Annotated in this window: 18 protein-coding genes, 1 tRNA gene and 1 other RNA gene; 8 read left to right on the forward strand and 12 right to left on the reverse strand. The window is 67.1% G+C overall.

The features are described 5' to 3' along the window. Positions 1–92: 92 nt before the first annotated feature. Positions 93–305, reverse strand: coding sequence for a hypothetical protein (locus LDO15_RS13595; RefSeq protein WP_223979490.1), 213 nt, complete (start codon positions 303–305; stop codon positions 93–95). Between the two features lie 96 nt (positions 306–401). After that, positions 402–1,418, reverse strand: coding sequence for a magnesium and cobalt transport protein CorA (locus LDO15_RS13600; protein WP_223979492.1), 1,017 nt, complete (start codon positions 1,416–1,418; stop codon positions 402–404). A 381-nt stretch (positions 1,419–1,799) separates the two neighbouring features. Between LDO15_RS13600 and LDO15_RS13605 the strand changes: the two genes are divergently transcribed. Both LDO15_RS13605 and LDO15_RS13610 read left to right on the forward strand, forming a co-directional pair. Beyond that, positions 1,800–2,339, forward strand: coding sequence for a lipopolysaccharide assembly protein LapA domain-containing protein (locus LDO15_RS13605; RefSeq protein ID WP_223979494.1), 540 nt, complete (start codon positions 1,800–1,802; stop codon positions 2,337–2,339). A gap of 25 nt (positions 2,340–2,364) precedes the next feature. After that, on the forward strand, positions 2,365–3,003 hold the full coding sequence (locus tag LDO15_RS13610) for a GNAT family N-acetyltransferase (protein ID WP_223979495.1): 639 nt from the start codon (positions 2,365–2,367) through the stop codon (positions 3,001–3,003). A gap of 8 nt (positions 3,004–3,011) precedes the next feature. Here the strand turns inward: LDO15_RS13610 and map are convergent, their stop codons facing one another. Further along, complete coding sequence (gene map, locus LDO15_RS13615; protein ID WP_223979496.1) at positions 3,012–3,779, reverse strand: type I methionyl aminopeptidase; 768 nt, start codon at positions 3,777–3,779, stop codon at positions 3,012–3,014. A gap of 77 nt (positions 3,780–3,856) precedes the next feature. Between map and LDO15_RS13620 the strand changes: the two genes are divergently transcribed. Further along, positions 3,857–4,540 carry a DNA alkylation repair protein gene (locus LDO15_RS13620; RefSeq protein WP_223979497.1) on the forward strand — a complete coding sequence of 228 codons (684 nt, stop codon included), beginning with the start codon at positions 3,857–3,859 and terminating at the stop codon, positions 4,538–4,540. Here LDO15_RS13620 and mptB read toward each other — a convergent pair. After that, positions 4,537–6,198 (reverse strand): polyprenol phosphomannose-dependent alpha 1,6 mannosyltransferase MptB, encoded by a 1,662-nt coding sequence (gene mptB, locus LDO15_RS13625; protein WP_223979498.1) that lies wholly within the window; start codon positions 6,196–6,198, stop codon positions 4,537–4,539. The genes LDO15_RS13620 and mptB overlap by 4 nt on opposite strands. A gap of 211 nt (positions 6,199–6,409) precedes the next feature. Here mptB and orn point away from each other — a divergent pair, with 211 nt between their 5' ends. The 4 genes from orn (at position 6,410) to def (ending at position 9,175) form a co-directional block, all read left to right on the forward strand. Then, positions 6,410–7,012: an oligoribonuclease gene (gene orn / locus LDO15_RS13630; protein WP_263428397.1), complete on the forward strand. Its 603-nt coding sequence runs from the start codon at positions 6,410–6,412 to the stop codon at positions 7,010–7,012. A gap of 131 nt (positions 7,013–7,143) precedes the next feature. Beyond that, positions 7,144–7,216 (forward strand) — tRNA-His (locus tag LDO15_RS13635). A 192-nt stretch (positions 7,217–7,408) separates the two neighbouring features. Next, complete coding sequence (locus tag LDO15_RS13640) at positions 7,409–8,563, forward strand: acyl-CoA dehydrogenase family protein (protein WP_223979500.1); 1,155 nt, start codon at positions 7,409–7,411, stop codon at positions 8,561–8,563. Positions 8,564–8,602: 39 nt separating this feature from the next. After that, positions 8,603–9,175 (forward strand): peptide deformylase, encoded by a 573-nt coding sequence (gene def / locus LDO15_RS13645; protein ID WP_223979502.1) that lies wholly within the window; start codon positions 8,603–8,605, stop codon positions 9,173–9,175. 187 nt (positions 9,176–9,362) lie between these two features. Here def and LDO15_RS13650 read toward each other — a convergent pair whose 3' ends face one another. Next, on the reverse strand, positions 9,363–10,073 hold the full coding sequence (locus LDO15_RS13650; protein WP_223979504.1) for an alpha/beta hydrolase: 711 nt from the start codon (positions 10,071–10,073) through the stop codon (positions 9,363–9,365). A gap of 152 nt (positions 10,074–10,225) precedes the next feature. Beyond that, on the reverse strand, positions 10,226–11,107 hold the full coding sequence (gene ppk2 / locus LDO15_RS13655) for a polyphosphate kinase 2 (protein WP_223979506.1): 882 nt from the start codon (positions 11,105–11,107) through the stop codon (positions 10,226–10,228). Positions 11,108–11,233: 126 nt separating this feature from the next. Here ppk2 and LDO15_RS13660 point away from each other — a divergent pair, with 126 nt between their 5' ends. Continuing rightward, positions 11,234–12,202 (forward strand): 1-phosphofructokinase family hexose kinase, encoded by a 969-nt coding sequence (locus LDO15_RS13660; protein ID WP_223979508.1) that lies wholly within the window; start codon positions 11,234–11,236, stop codon positions 12,200–12,202. Between the two features lie 35 nt (positions 12,203–12,237). Here LDO15_RS13660 and LDO15_RS13665 read toward each other — a convergent pair whose 3' ends face one another. The 6 genes from LDO15_RS13665 to rnpB form a co-directional block, all read right to left on the reverse strand. Beyond that, positions 12,238–12,591: a hypothetical protein gene (locus LDO15_RS13665; RefSeq protein ID WP_223979510.1), complete on the reverse strand. Its 354-nt coding sequence runs from the start codon at positions 12,589–12,591 to the stop codon at positions 12,238–12,240. A gap of 201 nt (positions 12,592–12,792) precedes the next feature. Further along, complete coding sequence (locus LDO15_RS13670; protein ID WP_223979511.1) at positions 12,793–13,590, reverse strand: HNH endonuclease family protein; 798 nt, start codon at positions 13,588–13,590, stop codon at positions 12,793–12,795. A gap of 110 nt (positions 13,591–13,700) precedes the next feature. After that, positions 13,701–13,910, reverse strand: a complete 210-nt coding sequence (locus LDO15_RS13675) for a hypothetical protein (RefSeq protein WP_223979512.1) — start codon at positions 13,908–13,910, stop codon at positions 13,701–13,703. Positions 13,911–14,011: 101 nt separating this feature from the next. Next, the gene (locus tag LDO15_RS13680) at positions 14,012–15,466 is read right to left on the reverse strand and encodes a glyceraldehyde-3-phosphate dehydrogenase (RefSeq protein WP_263428398.1); all 1,455 of its coding nucleotides are present in this window, start codon (positions 15,464–15,466) and stop codon (positions 14,012–14,014) included. A gap of 267 nt (positions 15,467–15,733) precedes the next feature. Further along, complete coding sequence (locus tag LDO15_RS13685; RefSeq protein WP_223979514.1) at positions 15,734–17,401, reverse strand: GMC family oxidoreductase N-terminal domain-containing protein; 1,668 nt, start codon at positions 17,399–17,401, stop codon at positions 15,734–15,736. Between the two features lie 193 nt (positions 17,402–17,594). Further along, an RNA gene (gene rnpB, locus LDO15_RS13690) (RNase P RNA component class A) lies at positions 17,595–17,988 on the reverse strand. Between the last annotated feature and the right edge of the window lie 82 nt (positions 17,989–18,070).

Here is an 18,070-nt window from a genome sequence, read left to right on the forward strand (position 1 = left end):
TACGTTCCACCGGAACCCGCCGAATCGCCGCCGAACCCACCTCCCACACTGGAAACGGCGCAGGGCCGGTGCACCGCCGGTGGCACCTGGCATCATGCGCCTGGCGGGCAGTCCAAGCCCTCGGAGGCGGCGGCACACCCGTTGTGCCTGGCCGTAAGCTCATCCAGTCGGGCCTGCTGGTCCCGGACGAGGGCAAGGAGATATCGCCGGTCGCGGACGTTCTGGTCGACGACCCGGCCGGCATATTCGTTCTCGTCCTCTGTGAGCCGCGCTTCGATGGCGGCGAGTTCGTCAGAGGCGCCCATTCCGTTCTCCTTGATGTGGTTCGTGGTGTCAGCCGGATCCGGTCTGACTTTGCCTCCCTACGTCACAAAACATGCTGTGCCGCCGGCGGCCGGGCGTCAGATCCACTTGTTGTGCTTGAACGCCAGGAACAGAATCGCACCCATGCCGAGCATGAGCCCCAGCGCCATCGGATAGCCGAAAATCCAGTCGAGCTCCGGCATAGCCCGGAAGTTCATGCCATAGATCGACGCGATCAACGTCGGGGCGAACAGGATCGCAGCCCACGACGAAATCCGCTTGACCTGTTCGTTTTGGGCGAAGCTGGACTCCGTCAGGAGGCGCATTTCGTCGTTTTGCCGCTGGGCCACGAGGGCCGCGTTCACGGCCAGCGCATTCTGAAGCAGCGCACGGAAGGCTGACACCCGCTCCCCGAGCCTGAGGGCGTGGTCCAGGACGTCGCGGAAATGGTCCTGCAGCTCAGGGTCCGGCACGCCGTCCGGGCCGCCGGCCATGAGCGTCTGCAGGATCCCGGACAGGGGGGCCGTCGCGCGCTGGAACGTGATGACCTGGCGGGACAGTTCGTAAATCCTGCGCGACACCCCGGGATCGGCGGCGAACAGATCATCTTCGATTTCATCTATGTCGTTTTCCAGCCCGGCCGCCACCGGCTCGTACTCATCCACCACCTGGTCCAGAATGGCGTACAGCACGGCATCCGGTCCGAGCGCCAGGAACTCCGGCTCGGACTCCATGCGCCGGCGCACTTTGGCCAGATCGGGCGACTCGGCCCGGCGGACAGTAACCACGAAGTCCGGGCCGGCAAAAACATGGATCTCGCCAAACTCGACCTTTTCCACATCATCCAAGTACCGGGCGGGCCGCAGCACCAGGAACAACGTCTCGCCATAGTGCTCCAGCTTCGCCCGCTGGTGGCCGGCGAGCGCATCCTCCACGGCCAGATGGCTCAGGTCGAATTCCTCCGCCACCGAACGCAGTTCGTCAGGCTCCGGCCGGTAGAGCCCGATCCAGGCCATGCCCTGGCGCTGCCGCAGGAGGAAATACGTCTCCTCGAGGTCTTCCGGATCGGCGGTCCGGCGACCGTCCACATAGACGGCGTTGTCAATAATGGTCACGGCCGCGCCTCCTCATCAAGGCTTTCCCTTGGCTGTGACGTTATACCGAGTCCGGGCCGGTGCCAACAGCCCGGGCCGCCCATAACCCCCGGCGGGTTTGGCCGGCCCAGGCGGCCGCCCGTCGGTATTTCCGAGGACTGCCCAGGCCGTGCCACGGCGACGGGGCGGCCCTCCTGACCCACGCGCTGTCCGGGCCCACATCCGGGCCCACATCCGCAGCCCCGGCAGGGCCGGATCCGGGCCACATCCGGGCCCGGACGCGCCCGCGTCCCGCATGTCCCGCATGCCCCGCGAGCCATCAGCACGCTTAGTATTGAGTGGACAGGCAGGCCGCCCGGGAACGCCCGGGTGCCCTGCCCGCAACCGAAAGGTACGGCCGCCATGACCCAGACACCCCGCAGCTCCGAGCCCGGCAATCCCGAGGACACCATCACCACCCCGAACATGACCACCCGGAAGCCGGGGGACGCTGACATCACGCCCGGGTCCGCCGGGCCCGGCTACACTGCCGGGGTGCCAGGCAGCCCCGATCCGGATTCCGGGACTCCCGTTGCCGGCACTCCGGCTGCCGGCACGACCCCGCCGCAGGTGGAAACTGCCCGCGCAGAAACCCCCAAGCCCGCGCCCGCCCCGGAAACGCGGCAGGTCACCCGCGCGGGGATGGTCTGGGCCGCGGTTGCCTGCGCGCTGGTGGTGCTGATCCTGCTCATCGCCTTCATCCTGCAGAACCAGGAATATGTGCTGGTGAAGTTCTTTGGCCTCCAGGGGTCGGTCCCGCTCGGCATTGCCCTGTTCATCGCAGCGGTCGGCGGCGGTGTGCTGGTCGCGATCGCCGGTGCCGCCCGGATCATTCAGCTGCGGCTCGCCGCACACCGTCAGCGCGTCAGCCGACGGACCAGCCCGGGCACGGGCACCCGCTGACGCCGGCAGGCGCTAGCCTTTTTCCATGAGTGACGCGGAATCCCGGAGCCAGGCAGCCGTCACCACCGCCGCGGCGGACTGGCCCGACGTCGAGCGTCTTTTCGGCATCCGCGGCGAACCGTCCCGCTGCTGGTGCCGCTTCTTTGCCGTGACCGGAACCCAGTGGTCCGAGTCCACCCCGGAGCAGCGGAAGGCCCAGCTGCGGGACAAGTTCGACGGCGATGCCCCGCCTCCGGGGGTCCTGGCCTTCCGGGGAGGGACTCCGGTGGGCTGGTGCGCCGTCGAGCCTCGCGGGTGTTATCCACGGATCCTGCGCTCGAAGGTCCTGGCGGCGGCCCCCGAGGCGGTCCGGGATCCTGACGCAAACCAGGTGTGGGCCGTCAGTTGTTTCGTCGTCGCCCCCGGCCAGCGCCGAACCGGCGTGGCGCGGGCGCTGCTCACAGCCGCCGTCGGGCACGCCCTCGCCAACGGGGCAAAGGCTGTGGAGGGCTATCCGGTCGATCCGGCACAGCGGCCCAAGGCGGCCCCGGCGGACCTCTATCACGGCACCCTGGGGCTCTTCCTCGCCGCGGGATTCGACGTGGTCAGCGCCGCGGTGCCCGGACGCGCCGTCGTCCGCCTGACGGCTTCCCCGGCCGGCACCGGCACGCCGTCGTCCGCCTGACTGGCTGCTCAGGGCAGCGTCAGGATGACCGGGCCGTCCTTCGTGATGGCAACGGTGTGCTCGCTGTGCGCGGCGCGGCGCCCGTTCGCGGTGCGGAGGGTCCACTCGTCGTCATCATGGTAGTAGTCGTCCTTGCGGCCCAGAATCAGCATCGGTTCGATGGCGATGACCAGGCCCTCGGTCAGTTTGATGCCGCGGCCCGGCCGGCCGTCGTTGGGCACGTGCGGCTCGGCGTGCATGGTCTTGCCGATCCCGTGGCCACCGTGGTCGGCGAGCAGCCCGTAGCCGGCCCGGCGTGCTGCCCCGCCGATCGCGTAGGCCAGATCCCCCATCTTGTTCCCGATCCTCGCCGCGTCGATCCCCCGGGCCAGTGCGGCGTCCGTGGCGTCGATGAGGGCCTGGTCCACCGGGTCCGGGGTTCCCACGATGAAACTGACGGCGGCATCGCCGCACCAGCCGTTCAGGAACGCGCCGCAGTCCACGCTTAGCAGGTCCCCGTCCTGAAGCCGGTAGTCGTTGGGAATGCCGTGGACGACGGCGTCATTGACGCTTGCGCAGATGACCCCGGGGAACGGGACGGACGCCCAGCGCGGCCGGTAGTTCAGGAACGCCGGGGTGGCACCGGCGTCGGCGATGGAGGCGGCGGCGACCTCGTCGAGTTCCTTGAGCGAGACACCAACGGCGGCGGCGTCCCTGACCCGGACCAGCGTGTTGGCGACCACCCGGCCGGCCTCGCGCATGAGTGCGATCTCTTCGGGAGTCTTGATCATGGACATGGGATTCCTTCCGGCGCGGCGCCACGGGTTGCTGGGTTCAACTCTAAGGCCCGCCCCTGGATGTCTACAGTGGCCTTATGGCCACCACGGAACTGATCGCAGCGATCCGCGGCCGGCTGCGGGCCGCGGCCGATCCCGGCCGCGCTGCCGGGGCGCAGGCGTACATGAAATCGCAGATGCCGTTCCTGGGCGTGCGGGTTCCGGAGGTCCGCAGGATCGTCAAGGCCGCAGCCGCCGAGCACCCGCCGGCCGGTCTGGCGGACCTGCAGGACACGGTGCTCGCGCTGTGGCGGAACGCCGGCTGCCGTGAGGAACGCTACGCCGCGATCGAGCTCACCGGGCTGAAGCTCGCGGCCGGGGAGCTCAGCATGCTGGCCCTGTACGAGGAAATCATCCGCACCGGGGCCTGGTGGGACCTCGTGGACGGGGTGGCGCACCGGCTGGGCGCGCTCCTGCAGGCACACCGGGCAGAACTGGTCCCGGTGCTGGGGAGCTGGAGCAGGGATGATGACTTCTGGATCCGGCGGGCCGCCATTACGGCGCAGCTGGGGGCGAAAACCGCCACGGACACGGCCCTCCTGGCCACGGTGATCGAGGCCAATCTGGGCGATCCGGAGTTCTTCATCCGCAAGGCGATCGGGTGGGCGCTGCGCCAGTACGCCAGGACCGATCCGGACTGGGTGCGGGCGTTCGTGCAGCGGCATGGGGAACAGCTGAGCCCGCTCTCCCGCAAGGAAGCGTTGCGGAACCTGCCGGCCTAGATGATGGGCCGCGTCGTGACGGGCTCGTCCGATTTGCTGAACAGCAGCTTGGTCTTCGGATCCAGGAAGATCAGGTACAGGGCAAACAACAGGGCGATGATGGCCGCGGCGTTGCGGGCCAGCGCCAGGGCCAGTCCCAGGTCCGCGGTCTGCAGGTACGGGAACACATCCAGCTGGTCCGAGATCGCGTAGACCATGAAGAAGGACACGATGAAGTAGAGCGCCTTGACCTGCCAGTCGTCGCGGATGCCTGTGACGGCAAACAGCGGAATGAGCCAGACGATGTACCAGGACTGGATCATCGGGGACAGGAGCACGACGGCGGCGAACGCCAGGGTGAGCCGGCGCATCAGGCGGTCGTAGTCACCGCGGAAGATCTGCCAGGCGACGATCCCGACGGCGACCAGCTTGCCGGCGTCGAATGCCCACTTGGCGAGGCCCCAGCCGTCAAGCCCGAACGCGTTGGAAATCGAGGCGACGATCAGGCCCATCAGGCCGACGGGCGCGTACCAGATCCAGATGCTGCCCGGGGCGGACAGCCCGTTGATCCAGCCGAAGCCGAAGCCGTTGACCCGGCTCATGAGATACAGCAGGGCGAGGCTGATGCCGGCCGTGAGGCCCCAGAAGACGAATTTGCGCGGCCAGCTCGCGTTCTTCCCCGCCCAGAGCAGGCCGATGAACGGCAGGAAGACGATCGTGATGGGCTTGACCGAGATGGACAGCGTGACGAGCACGATGCCGAGAATGACCCGGCGCGTGGCGCAGTAATACAGGCCGGCCAGGGCCAGCCCGATCATGAGCGCGTCGTTGTGCACGCTGGCGATGAAGTTGGTGAGGAACAGCGGGTTGGCCGCCGTCAGCCACAGGGCGCGGTTCGGGTTCACTCCGTGGAGTTCGGCCAGCTTGGGCACGTAGATCACGCACAGGACGATGCCCACCAGCGCCGCCAACCGGAAGAGCATGATGCTGCCTTCGGGGTGCACGTTGGTGGCCCAGACCACGAACTGTTCGATCCACAGGAAGAGCTGGCCGTACGGGACGGGAGCCTCGGTCCACATCTTGTCGGCGCCGAGCTGGAAGTAGTTGGAGAGGGCCGAAATGCCGTTCTCGTAGGGGTTGAAACCCTCCACCATGAGCCGGCCCTGGCCGATGTAGGCGTAGACGTCGCGGCTGAACAGCGGCACGGAGAACATCAGCGGCAGGCCCCACGCCACCGTCGCCTGGAGCGTGGCCTTGCGGGCACCGGCTCCCCAGACGCGGACGCGCTGGCCGAGCCGCAGCCAGGCGCGGACCAGCAGCATGCCGCCAAAGGCCAGCAGCACAATGGACAAGGCCACGCCAATGGCCTCAGTGCGCATCCAGATAAACAGCGGGACGCGGCGGAGCTCGGACACCGGGGCGAGCCAACCGACGCCGATGGAACCGATCGTCATGAACAGCGAACCCAGGAACCCGGCGAGGATCGGAGACCGGGGATTGTCGACGTCGTCTACCCGCGCAGTTCCGGAGACAGCAGTGCCGGACACAGCGGTGCCGGACAGGGCAGTGCCGGACAGGGCAGGGCCGGACGACGACGCGGGGGACTCAGACTTCCGGGACAAGGACGGGCGGGAGATACCGGCAGCCGTTTCCCCCGCCGCAGGCACAGGCGCCGTCATATCAGAATCGTCCAATCTGTTGTGGGTCAAAATTCCGCCCACAGCCGGCCGAACAATCCGGCCCGGGGCGCCGCGTTTGCGAAATACGTTCACGAAATAAATCGACGGCCGCGTACCGGAAATCCTAGCACCGGACGGCTCCGTGGCGTCGGAACGGTAGGCTGGGCGGGTGCCTATAACTAACGAACGCATCGTCTGGATCGACTGCGAAATGACCGGCCTGGACACCAAAAACGACGCCCTCATCGAGGTGGCAGCCCTCGTGACGGATTCCGAACTCAACATCCTGGGTGACGGCGTCGACGTCGTCATCAAGCCCGACGACGCCGCGCTGGCCCAGATGAACGACTTCGTCCGCGACATGCACACGCGGTCCGGCCTCCTGGCGGAGCTGCCGAACGGCAAGACGATGGCCGAAGCGCAGGCCGCCGTGCTGGACTACATCAAGAAATGGGTGCCGGACCCCAAGAAGGCACCGCTCGGCGGCAACTCCGTGGGCACCGACCGCGTGTTCCTGGTCCGGGACATGCCCGACGTCGTGGAGCACCTGCACTACCGGGTCATCGACGTCAGCACCATCAAGGAGCTCTCCCGCCGCTGGTTTGCCCGGGCGTACTTCCAGTCCCCCGCCAAGCTGGGCGGGCACCGCGCCCTGGGCGACATCAAGGATTCGATCGACGAACTCCGCTACTACCGGGAGGCCGTGTTCGTCCCCGCGCCCGGACCGGACAGTGCCACGGCACAGCAAATCGCCAAGCGCGTCATGGGCGGCGACGCAGCCGAGCCTGCCGAAAACGAGCCTGCCGAAAAGTAATCTGCGCCACGTTTCGCGGAAATTTTGGTGAAAATCGCAAAAGTGGCAAAAGCACCCCCGAACAACAGGTAAGCTATTTGTCGTTGCCTTTCCAGTCAGCCGGTTCGCCGGAGGGCCTGATACGGCACATGGTGGGCGTAGCTCAGTTGGCAGAGCGCCTGGTTGTGGTCCAGGAGGTCGCGGGTTCAACCCCCGTCGCTCACCCTCATGAAGGACGGCAGTGATTGTCCGACCTTTTCAAAGGCCGCACCGGATATCCGGTGCGGCCTTTGTTGTCTGTGCCGTTGTCTTGTCTTTGTCGTTCTCTGCGCAGGATCGCCGGCCTGCGCAGAGCGGCTGTGCAAGATCAGGCGTTCGGCGCAGTCGTCCCAGGAACTGTCATTGGAAGGAAACGCAGTGAAGCGCAAGCTCTTTGAAGAAGACCACGAGATGTTCCGCGAGATGGCCGCGGAGTTCAACGCGCGCGCGGTGGCCCCCCACTACGCCCAGTGGGACGAAGACCACATGATGTCGCGTGAGCTGTGGTCTGCGGCCGGTGAACAGGGCCTGCTGGGCCTGGCCGTGCCGGAGGAGTTCGGCGGCATGGGCATGAGCGATTACCGTTTCCGCGCGGTGCTCGACGAAGAATTCGCCAAAAGCAACCACCTCGCCGTCGGTCTGGCGTTCCACCTGCATGATGACATGGTCCTCCCCCACCTGCTGGCCTACGCTTCCGATGACCTCAAGGCCCGCTGGCTGCCGGCCATGGTCTCCGGCGAAAAGGTCACCTCGATCGCCTGGACCGAACCCGGCGCCGGTTCCGACCTGCGCGGCATCCGCACCAAGGCAGTGCGCGACGGCGACGACTGGCTGATCAGCGGCCAGAAGACGTTCATCGGCAATGGCATCTCCGGCGACGCCTCCCTGGTCCTGGCCCGCACCGACGGCGGCACCGGACGCGGAAACCACGACTCGTTCTCCCTCTTCATGGTTCAGAAGGGCGAGGGCTACAACACCGGCAAACAGCTGGACAAGATGGGCCTGAAGGCCTCGGACACGGCGGAACTGTTCTTCGACAACGTCCGCGTCCCGCATGCCGACCTGGTGGGCGAGGAGGGCAAGGGGCTGCAGTACGCGGCCGAACAGCTCCCCCAGGGCCGCCTGGCGATCGCGGTGGCCAGCTCCGCCGTCGTGCGCGCCGTCTACGAGGCGACCGTCAGCTACACGAAGGACCGCAACGCGTTCGGCGAACGGATCATCGACTTCCAGAACAGCCGCTTCGAACTCGCCGACATCCTCACCGAGGTCGAGGTCACCGAAACCTACGTCGACCAGGCCATCCTGGCCTTCAACGCCGGGGAGCTCGACGCCGCCGGCGCGGCCCGCGCCAAACTGTGGGCCTCCGAGCGCGCCAAGTCCGTCACGGACCGCTGCCTGCAGCTGCACGGCGGCTACGGCTACATCCTGGAATACCCGGTGGCCCAGGCCTATCTCGCCGCCCGGCTGCTGACGATCTTCGGCGGCACCAACGAAATCATGCGTGACGTCGTCGGCCGCACCATCGCCGGCTGACCCGCCCCTCTCCGACAGCACCCGAGGAACCTTCCTGACATGACCGTCCTGCCCATCACAATCTGGGGCGAGCCCGTGCTCCACCGCCGGGCCGCGGAAGTCGAAGTCTTCGACGACGGGCTCCGCACCCTGATTGCCGACATGTTCGAGACCAACGACGCCGCCAACGGCGTCGGGCTCGCCGCCCCCCAGGTGGGGGTTGGCAAGCGTCTCTTCGTGTACAAGTACGACAACGACGACGGCGCCCCGCCCACCGGCGTCGTGGTCAACCCTGTGCTGACCCTTTCCAAGGTGTCCGGCGCACTGCCGGACCCCGACGATGAAGAGGAAGGCTGCCTGTCCTTCCCGGGCGGCCAGTACCCGCTCAAGCGGGCCGAATGGGCCAGGGTCCAGGGCTTCGACGGCGACGGGAAGCCGGTGGAATTCGAGGCGACCGGCTGGTTTGCCCGGGTGATCCAGCACGAGTACGACCACCTCGACGGCAAGCTCTACGTGGACCGGCTCATCGACCGCTATGCGCGCAAGGCCATGAAACAGGCCAAACGGAGCGGCTGGGGCGTTCCCGGCCTGACCTGGATGCCGGGCGTGGACCCGGACCCGTTCGGCCACTGACCCGACCAGACAACAGTGAAGGCGGCGGGAGGCAGGGCGTGGATGTGCTCCAGGGTGCGCGGATTCCCCCACCTTTGACATCGGCGCGGCGGAATTCGACGGCGGTTTGGCGGGACGGGCCGCCGTCGGGGTCCAAAGGTGGGGAATCTCCGCGGATTTTCCCTAGTTCGGAAGTGAACCCGGCCGGCTAGCTCCCCGAAGTGCGTTCGACGGCCGCCAGGATCGCGGCGCCGAGCTCGGCGGGCTTGGTGAACTGCGGCCAGTGCCCGGTGGGCAGGTCCACGTAGTCGACGTCGCGGATGCGTGCGAGTTCGGCCACGTAGGGGTGGCCCCCGGCAATCATCTCCGTCAGCAGGGCGGACGGGAATTCGCAGGCGATGATGGTGGCCGGGACGTCGTAGCGGCGTTCGTCACGCAGCTGCTGCTTGTCCTGGGCAACCCCGCGCGGCTGCGGGATGGCACGGGCGCGGAACATGGTCCGCAGTTCCTCGGTCAGGTCCGTGAGGTCCTCGTCCTCGAAGAGTTCCCACGGCGGCAGCGGGATGGCGTCCCCGTCGGTCGGGAGTTCGTCGTTGATGACCCCGCCGTCCCCCAGGGGTCCGCTGTCAACATAGATGGCGCGGGCCACCAGGCCGGGGCGGGCGTCAACCGCGCCGTGGATGATGGCGCCGCCGCCCGAGTGTCCCACCAGGACAACCGGGTCGGCGAACGCATCGATCGCGGCGACGACGGCGCCGATGTGGGTTGCCAGGCCGATGCCTGCCCGCGGGGCGTCCACCGATTCCAGTCCAGGCAGCGTGAGCGGGTGCACTGCATGCCCTGCCGCGACCAGCGGCGGCGTCACCTCCGCCCACGATGTCGCGTCCAGCCAGAATCCGGGAACCAGAATGATATCCATGCCGGTACCCTACCCGGCCCGCCGCCTTGCGGCACGCACCGGACCGTGAAGTCCGGACCCTGACCCCGGACGGTGATTCCGGACCGTGATTCCAGAACGCGAATTTCCAGACCGCGAATTGCCGGGCCGCGCATTCCGGGACGGGCGCTCGGCTAAGCCTCCCCCGGATTTTCCAGGCTCGCCGCGTAGTCCGGCACATAGTGGAACAGCTCCCGCGGCGGCCGCGTGTAGTTGACGGCCTTCGGCCGCTCCGGCAGGGTCACCGGTTCAGTCCGCACTTCGGTGTAGTCGATGCTGGAGAGCAAATGGGCAATGAGGTTGATCCTGGCCCGGCGTTTGTCTTCGGCTTCCACCACGTACCACGGTGATTCTGCCGTGTCCGTCTGCACGAACATGTCGTCCTTGGCCCGCGAATAGTCTTCCCAGCGCAGGATTGCCTCGCGGTCCATCGGCGAGAGCTTCCATTGCCGCATGGGATCATCCAGGCGGGACCTGAACCGCCGTTCCTGTTCGGCATGGCTGATCGAGAACCAGTACTTGAAGAGCAGGATGCCGTCCTGGATGAGCAGGCGCTCAAAGACCGGGCACTGCGCCATGAAGCGCTTGTGTTCGGCCGGGGTACAAAAGCCCATGACGTGTTCGACGCCGGCGCGGTTGTACCACGAGCGGTCCATCAGGACGATCTCCCCGGCGGCGGGAAGGTGCGCCACATAGCGCTGGAAGTACCACTCACCGCGTTCGCGTTCCGTGGGTGCCGGCAGCGCAACGATGCGGGCGAACCGCGGATTCAGGTACTCGGTGACCCGCTTGATCGCGCTCCCCTTGCCCGCTGCGTCCCGGCCCTCAAAGATGACCAGGACGCGTGCGCCGGTGCTCCGGACCCACTCCTGGAGACCTACCAGCTCGGCCTGGAGCCGCAGGAGTTCAGCCTCGTAGAGGCCGACCGCCAGCCGGGCCCGCTTCCGCGCGGAACCTCCGGAGCCCTTCTTCTGACCGGCGCGCCCCTTGCCCGAATCACCCGTGCGATGTGCCATGTTTCCCGTCCCCGTGCTCCGGCGTGGCGGCTTGTCCCGCAGCGCCCATTCTCGCCGGACAGCACAACGCCTACAAGGGCCCTCCAGCCCGGGGGCCGGGACCGGCGGAGCTCCTATGCTTGGGCCATGGAATTCCCGGTGCCGACGGCGATGCAGCCAATCCTCACGCTCACGGTAAACCCTGCCCTGGACGTCAGCACGGTCACCGACCAGGTCATTGGCGAGCACAAGCTCCGGTGCCACACCAGCCGGCTGGACCCGGGCGGCGGCGGGGTCAACGTGGCACGGGTTGTGCACCGGCTCGGAGGGCAGACCATCGCGGCCTATACGGCCGGCGGTCCGACCGGCGAGGCTTACCGCCGGCTGATCGAAGCCGAGCGCATCCCCACTCTGTTGGTGCCAATCAGCGGCAGCACACGCCAGAACTTCACGGTCGATGAAACGACGACCGGAAAACAGTTCCGCTTTGTCCTTGAGGGTCCCGAACTGAGCGAGGAGGAATGGCGCAGATGCCTGGCGATTGTCGCGGAATCCGTCCCGGCGGGCGGATATGTTGTCGCGAGCGGAAGCCTGCCGAAAGGCGTTCCCGACGACTTCTATGCCCAGGTTGCCCGGCTGGCGAACGAGCGCGGGGCACGGTGCGTTGTGGACGCTTCGGGGCCCTCCCTCGCCGCGGCGCTGGCAGAGGGGGTCTTCCTGGTCAAACCGAGCCGGCGGGAACTCGCCGCACTCGTCGGCGGGACCCTGGACACCGACGAGAGCCAGGTCGCGGCCGCGTCGTCCCTCGTGGCCGACGGGTCGGCGCAGCACGTTGCCCTGACGCTGGGCGGAGAAGGAGCAGTGCTGGCATCAAAGTCCGGAACCCTCAGGCTGCCGGTGCCGCACGTGCGGGTCCGGAGCACGGTGGGCGCGGGCGACAGCTTCCTGGCGGCCTTCGTGCTCCGGCTCGCACAAGGCCGCGGCCTGGAGGACGCGTTCCGGGCCGCCGTCGCCGCCGGGACCGCCACCGTGACGACGACGGCCACAGAGCTGTGCCGCCGCGACGACGTCGAACGGCTCGAGGCAGAACTCGCGGTCCGGCCATTCGAGCCGTAGGCCGCAGCCGTTGACCGAGTCAGACGCCTGACGCGTCAGAGGAGAGGTGCGCCGGTGGCGGCATCTATTGCCAGGGGAACGAGCATGATCAGCAGGATCGAATAAAGCACAGTGGCCACTCCGACGGCGGCGGAATCCTCGCGGCCCCAGAGTAGGTCGGTCCATAGGACCACTGCGATCACCGTCACCATGACGGTGACAAACCATCCGACGGAGTTCAAAGCGTGATATTCATTTGTCGTGCCCAGGTTCACGCCCAGGACAATGCCAAGCCAGCCGATCCCGATGATCAGGACCGGTCCTAACACTGCCAGCGCCAGTGCCAGCCTCCCGAAGCTCGTGCCCGGAAGCCCCAGCCGTCCGAACGCCAGCCTCTTGGTCCCGGTCATCCTTGTGCCTCTCCCCCGCATTGAGCGCCGCGCTGCTGCCGCCGGACTGCCAGCACATCGCGGCCGTGTCCGGGCTGCCAGAGGAAAACGTCCCGGGCAGCACTCCAGCCGGCCGGCACCGAGGCCCGTGCCTGACCCAGTGAGGGCATGGCGGCAAGAGGCACGGCAATACATGGTCTGGGTGTACGGAGCACGGTGCAGTCAGCGTGGAACGATGCTTTGCTGCTGCGGGCAGGATCCGAGGATGCGCTTCATCGCCTCCTTCTCTGTGGGCGTGACCCACAGCAGGTAGGCTGCCTTGACGGAAATCTGGCGGGCAACGTAGTGGCAGCGGAACGCCTTGTTAGGCGGCAGCCAAGTGGCGGCGTCGGACGCGCTTTTGTCCTGGTTGGCGGGGCCGTCGACGGCGATCAGGTTGAGGGGGTCGTTGGCCAGATGTTCGCGCTGCTGTGCGGTGAGCTGCTGGGCCCCCTTCTGCCAGGCGTCGCCGAGCGCCACGACATGGTCGATCTGCACGGCGGCGCTGGTCTCGGCGCCCCGGCGGAACGCGATCGTCCGGCCGGTGTACGGTTCCCGGAGGGTGCCGCCGGCCACCTGGCACCCTGACCCGGTCACGAATTCGGCTGCCTCCAGGTCCCTGCGGAGGATGTCGTTGCGGGTATCGCAGCCGTTGCGGTCGGCGTCGAGCCAGGCCTGGCCGAACGCGCTCCGGTCGTAGGTGTCCCTGGCTGCCCGGCCCTTGACCGGAAGTGTGTCCAGCAGACTTGCGGCGCTTGCCTCGGGGACGGTCCGGACGGCGTCGACCGGGCTCATCCACCCGCCCGCAAGCACGGGAGCGTCGCTGGGGCCGGCAACCTGCGGCTCCGCGGCGGCAAACTGGCCGGCCGTGAAGAACCACGCCAGGCCGCCGAGGACGGCCAGGCCGGCCACGGCGAGGAGAAGCCAGGCCTGGAGGGAGCGGCGCCGGGCGCGGCGGAATTCCGTCCACGTGACGGTCATGATAATACCTGCGGACACCGATCCGGTTGCACGTCCTGAGCCTACGCCGGCGCTCTGACACCAAGGACATTGTCCACAGTGTTGAGGACCGGTGGCCGGGCAGCCGCGGGCTATTGTTCCCGCGTGACCCGTTTCAGGTCTTCGTTGGCCAGATCAAGCAGTGACTGGAGCTGGTTCACCCGGTCGTCGTTGACCTCACCGGTCTGGCGTTTGGCGACGGCGTCGTCAAGGAGCCGTTTCGCTTCTTTCGCGTTGCTCCGTGCGACGTCCAGCGCGTGTTCCAGGGTGGTCTCGTGTTCAATAGCCGGGTTCTGTTCCATGGCTCCATTGTGGTTCCCTTTCCCGGCCGATTCCAGTACATCGGCCGGGAAAGGAGGAACAAGTCCGGGTCAGGGACGAAGGCCCCGCCGGGTTACTGCACCTAGACCTGTGCGGGCAGCCCGGCGGCCTCGAGGATGGAGGTGGCGTCCTTTGCAGGGAAGGACGGCGGGTTGACGCCGGCCATTTCCTCCATGACGCGGACCACCTGGCAGCTGTAGCCGAACTCGTTGTCGTACCAGACGTACAGGACGAGGTTCTTGTCGTTGGAGATGGTAGCGAGGCCGTCGACGATGCCGGCGCGGCGCGAGCCGACGAAGTCCGTGGAGACAACGTCCGGCGAATCGATGTAGTCGATCTGCTTGCGCAGGTCCGAGTGCAGCGACATTTCCCGCAGGTAGTCGTTGACTTCGTCCGTGGTGGTGCCGTTCTCCAGGCTCAGGTTCAGGATGGCCAGGGACACGTCCGGGGTGGGGACGCGGATGGAGCTTCCGGTGAGCTTGCCGAGCAGTTCGGGCAGCGCCTTGGCCACGGCCTTGGCGGCACCGGTCTCGGTGATCACCATGTTCAGCGCGGCGGAGCGGCCGCGGCGGTCGCCCTTGTGGAAGTTGTCGATCAGGTTCTGGTCGTTGGTGAAGGAGTGGACCGTCTCGACGTGCCCGTGGACCACGCCGTAGCGGTCATTGATCGCCTTCAGGACCGGCGTGATGGCGTTGGTGGTGCAGGACGCGGCCGAGACGATCGTGTCCGAATCGGTGATCGTGCCGTGGTTGATGCCGTGCACGATGTTCTTCAGCTCGCCCTTGCCCGGAGCCGTGAGCAGCACCCGGGAGACGCCCTTGCTCTGCAGGTGCTGGGACAGGCCCTCGGCGTCGCGCCAGCGGCCGGTGTTGTCCACCACCAGGGCGTCCTTGATGCCGTAGGCGGTGTAGTCGACCGTGGCGGGGTTGTCCGAGTAGATGACCTGGATCTGCACGCCGTTGGCGGTGATGGTGTCGTTTTCGAGGTCCACCTTGATGGTGCCTTCGAAGGAGCCGTGGACCGAGTCGCGGCGCAGCAGGCTGGCGCGTTTGGCGAGGTCGTTGTCCGAGCCGCGGCGCACCACGATGGCGCGCAGGCGCAGGCCGTGGCCGCCGCCGGCCTTTTCGATCAGGAGGCGGGCCAGGAGCCGGCCGATCCGGCCGAAGCCGTAGAGGACGACGTCGGTGCTGGTGCGGTCATCGCCGCCGCGCTTGCCGACAACCTCGGCGAGTTCCTCGCGGAGGAACTCATCCAGGCTCACGCCCTCGCCCTCGGCGCGGTACTTCTCGGTCAGGCGGGCGATATCGATCGCCGCGGCGCCAAGGTCCAGCTTGGTGAGTGCCTCCAACAGCGGGGCCGTCTCCTCGAGGCGCAGTTCTTCTTTGCTCATCCGGCGGGCGAAACGATGTGCCTTGAGGATGTTCATGGTGGACTTGTTGATCAGGCTGCGCCCGTGAATGGAGGTCACCACGTTGTTTTCGCGGTACAGCCGGCCGATCACGGGGATCATGGCCTCGGCGAGTGCCTCGCGGCCCATCCACGTATCAAGACAAGAATCTGACGTCTGGCTCACAGAACTACCTTCCTAGAATCCACCCCCTACGTCCTCGTAGGGGGAAGTCGGCCGCCGGAGGGTGTCCGGTACCTGGGCGCCGGCGGGGATTCGGTCCACCCCGGGCGCCTCAATGAGCGCAAAGCAAAACCGCCGGCTGCGAACGCAGGCCCGGCGGCGGAACTTCTACGTTCACCATCAATTCTAAGGGCGGCACGGCGGGGTCCGGTGCCCGGTTGTGCGTGAAATGACTCACACACCGTCCGGGCCCACGGAGGAGCCGGCGAGACCACTCACTCCGGGCATTAGCCTGGCTGCGTCCTCCAGAATCATGTCCACAGCTTTTTCCGCGATCATGATGGTGGGCGCCTGCGTGTTGGCGCTGATGAGGCGGGGCATGATCGAGGAGTCGACCACCCGCAGTCCCTCCAGCCCGTGGACCATCAGCCGGGGAGTGACGACGGAATCGTCGGTGGCGCCCATGGCGCAGGTGCCGACCGGGTGGTAAGAGGTCCGCCCGAAGGAGCGCACAAAGTTCACGTACTCGTCGCGGGTTGCCACCCGCGACCCGTCGCCGATGTGCTCCGCCCTAATAAACGGGACCATTGACGACTGCGCCATGATCTCGCGGCTCTGCCGCACGCCGGCGATTGTCATCTCGAGGTCGTAGTCGTCGGCGAGGAAATTCGGATCAATGAGCGGTAACTGCGCGGGATCTGCCGAGGCGACCCGCACTGTCCCCCGGCTGCGGGGGCGCAGAAAGTAGGAGTTCAGCGTCATGCCGAAGCCGGGCTGCAGCGTGGCTATGCCCGTCTCGGACCGCGCGGCGGGCAGGAAGTGGAACTGCAGGTCCGGGGTCTTCTCGTCCTTGTTGGCGTAGCTGAAGCCGCCGGCCTCGACCAGGTTGGACGCGAACGGTCCCGAGCGGAAGGCCAGGTACTCGAGACCGGCCATGACTGTCGCCGGGCGCACGCGGTTGAACCGGTCCAGGCTGTGGTCCTCGGTGAGTTCGTAGATGATGTCCAGGTCCAGGTGGTCCTGCAGGTTTTTCCCGACGCCCGGCAGCGCATGGATCACCTCGATACCGGCGGCAGTGAGGTCCGCGGGGTCGCCAATGCCTGAAAGCTGGAGCAACTTCGGAGATCCAAAAGCGCCGCTGGCGACGATTACCTCGCGCCGGGCGCTGTAGGTGCGCGCCACTCCGTCTTCGATCGTCTCGACGCCGACGGCGCGGCCCTTCTTGATGACCACTTTCGATACCGTCACGTTCACGCGCACCGTGAGATTGCGCCGCCTGCGCGCGGGTTTCAGGTAGGCCACCGCAGCGCTGCACCGGCGGCCGTTCTTGGTGGTGGTCTGGTAGAAACCGACGCCGTGCTGTTCGGCGCCGTTGAAATCGCTGTTGTACGGTAGCCCGAACTCCTGGCCGGCCTGCACGAACGCCGCCGAGAGCGTGTGCGGACTCAGGAGGTCCGAGACGCCGAGCGGCCCCTGGGTTCCGTGGTGGGGTCCTGAGAGTCGTGAGTTGCACTCCGAGCGGACGAAGTACTTGGCCACCTCAGCGGCGGACCAGCCCTCGCAACCGTAGTCAGCCACCCACCCGTCGTAGTCCTCGTCCACGCCCCGCGTGAAGACCTGGGAGTTGATGGAGCCGCCGCCGCCAAGACCGCGTCCTTGCGGGAGCGGGATGGTGCGGCCGTTGTTGTTCTTTTGCGGAACGCTGTTGTAGGCCCACTGATACGGGCCTCCCTTTAATCTAGGGAAGCCCGCGGGCATGTGGATGAACGGATGGCGGTCGGATCTTCCTGCCTCGAGCAGGAGCACCCGCACCGAAGGGTCTTCGGTAAGTCTGCCGGCCAGGACGCTGCCGCCTGTGCCACCCCCGGCGATCACATAGTCGTATGCTGCATCGTCCGGCACTATGACTCCTCAACCATCGCTCAATGCACCGTTACCTGAAGCGTTCATTGAAGTGTCGGGTCTCGCCGGGATGAAGTCAAGCATGCCTCAAGGTTTCCCCAAGGTTGCATCCGTGCAGGCGCGCGACCCCCGGCCCGCAGCCTGTGTCGGCCGAATCGCGCTCCGAATACGGGGACTCCCGGCGGCCGGTGGGTGGATGGGTTGACCGATACGCCGGGTTCTGTGTTCCCGCGCTGTTGCCGGCGCGGGAGTAGCGGCCATCCATCTACGGACGCCGTTGCCGACGCCCTCCAGCGGCCTACCCGGGCACTCGGGCGAGCAGCCCTCAATCGTGCCCTGTCTGGCCTTGCTCCGGGTGGGGTTTACCTAGCCTTCCCGGTCACCCGGGAAGCTGGTGGTCTCTTACACCACCGTTTCACCCTTACCTGCCCAGCGGCCTGTGCAAGCACACGCCGCACGCAGGCGGTCTGTTCTCTGTGGCACTGGCCTGCGGGTTACCCCGAGTGGGCGTTACCCACCACCCTGCTCTGCGGAGCCCGGACGTTCCTCGAGCCACTTGCGTGACGCGCGGCCGCCTGGTCAACCCATCCGCTGTTCATTCTACGGTCTCCCCCGGCATCGCCGCCCCACCGGGGCCTTTTGGGGCGGCCGGTGGGAGAATTGGAGGAA

Source organism: Arthrobacter sp. NicSoilB8, from assembly GCF_019977355.1.
In the GTDB taxonomy this organism is placed as follows: Bacteria; Actinomycetota; Actinomycetes; order Actinomycetales; family Micrococcaceae; genus Arthrobacter.

Bases quoted from the DNA above. Each gene is read 5' to 3' on its own strand.
- LDO15_RS13595 (WP_223979490.1), bottom strand. From the start codon at position 305: ATGGGCGCCTCTGACGAACTCGCCGCCATCGAAGCGCGGCTCACAGAG.
- LDO15_RS13605 (WP_223979494.1), top strand. From the start codon at position 1,800: ATGACCCAGACACCCCGCAGCTCCGAGCCCGGCAATCCCGAGGACACC.
- LDO15_RS13610 (WP_223979495.1), top strand. From the start codon at position 2,365: ATGAGTGACGCGGAATCCCGGAGCCAGGCAGCCGTCACCACCGCCGCG.
- map (WP_223979496.1), bottom strand. From the start codon at position 3,779: ATGTCCATGATCAAGACTCCCGAAGAGATCGCACTCATGCGCGAGGCC.
- LDO15_RS13620 (WP_223979497.1), top strand. From the start codon at position 3,857: ATGGCCACCACGGAACTGATCGCAGCGATCCGCGGCCGGCTGCGGGCC.
- mptB (WP_223979498.1), bottom strand. From the start codon at position 6,198: ATGACGGCGCCTGTGCCTGCGGCGGGGGAAACGGCTGCCGGTATCTCC.
- orn (WP_263428397.1), top strand. From the start codon at position 6,410: ATGACCGGCCTGGACACCAAAAACGACGCCCTCATCGAGGTGGCAGCC.
- def (WP_223979502.1), top strand. From the start codon at position 8,603: ATGACCGTCCTGCCCATCACAATCTGGGGCGAGCCCGTGCTCCACCGC.
- LDO15_RS13650 (WP_223979504.1), bottom strand. From the start codon at position 10,073: ATGGATATCATTCTGGTTCCCGGATTCTGGCTGGACGCGACATCGTGG.
- ppk2 (WP_223979506.1), bottom strand. From the start codon at position 11,107: ATGGCACATCGCACGGGTGATTCGGGCAAGGGGCGCGCCGGTCAGAAG.
- LDO15_RS13660 (WP_223979508.1), top strand. From the start codon at position 11,234: ATGGAATTCCCGGTGCCGACGGCGATGCAGCCAATCCTCACGCTCACG.
- LDO15_RS13665 (WP_223979510.1), bottom strand. From the start codon at position 12,591: ATGACCGGGACCAAGAGGCTGGCGTTCGGACGGCTGGGGCTTCCGGGC.
- LDO15_RS13670 (WP_223979511.1), bottom strand. From the start codon at position 13,590: ATGACCGTCACGTGGACGGAATTCCGCCGCGCCCGGCGCCGCTCCCTC.
- LDO15_RS13675 (WP_223979512.1), bottom strand. From the start codon at position 13,910: ATGGAACAGAACCCGGCTATTGAACACGAGACCACCCTGGAACACGCG.
- LDO15_RS13680 (WP_263428398.1), bottom strand. From the start codon at position 15,466: ATGGGCCGCGAGGCACTCGCCGAGGCCATGATCCCCGTGATCGGCCGG.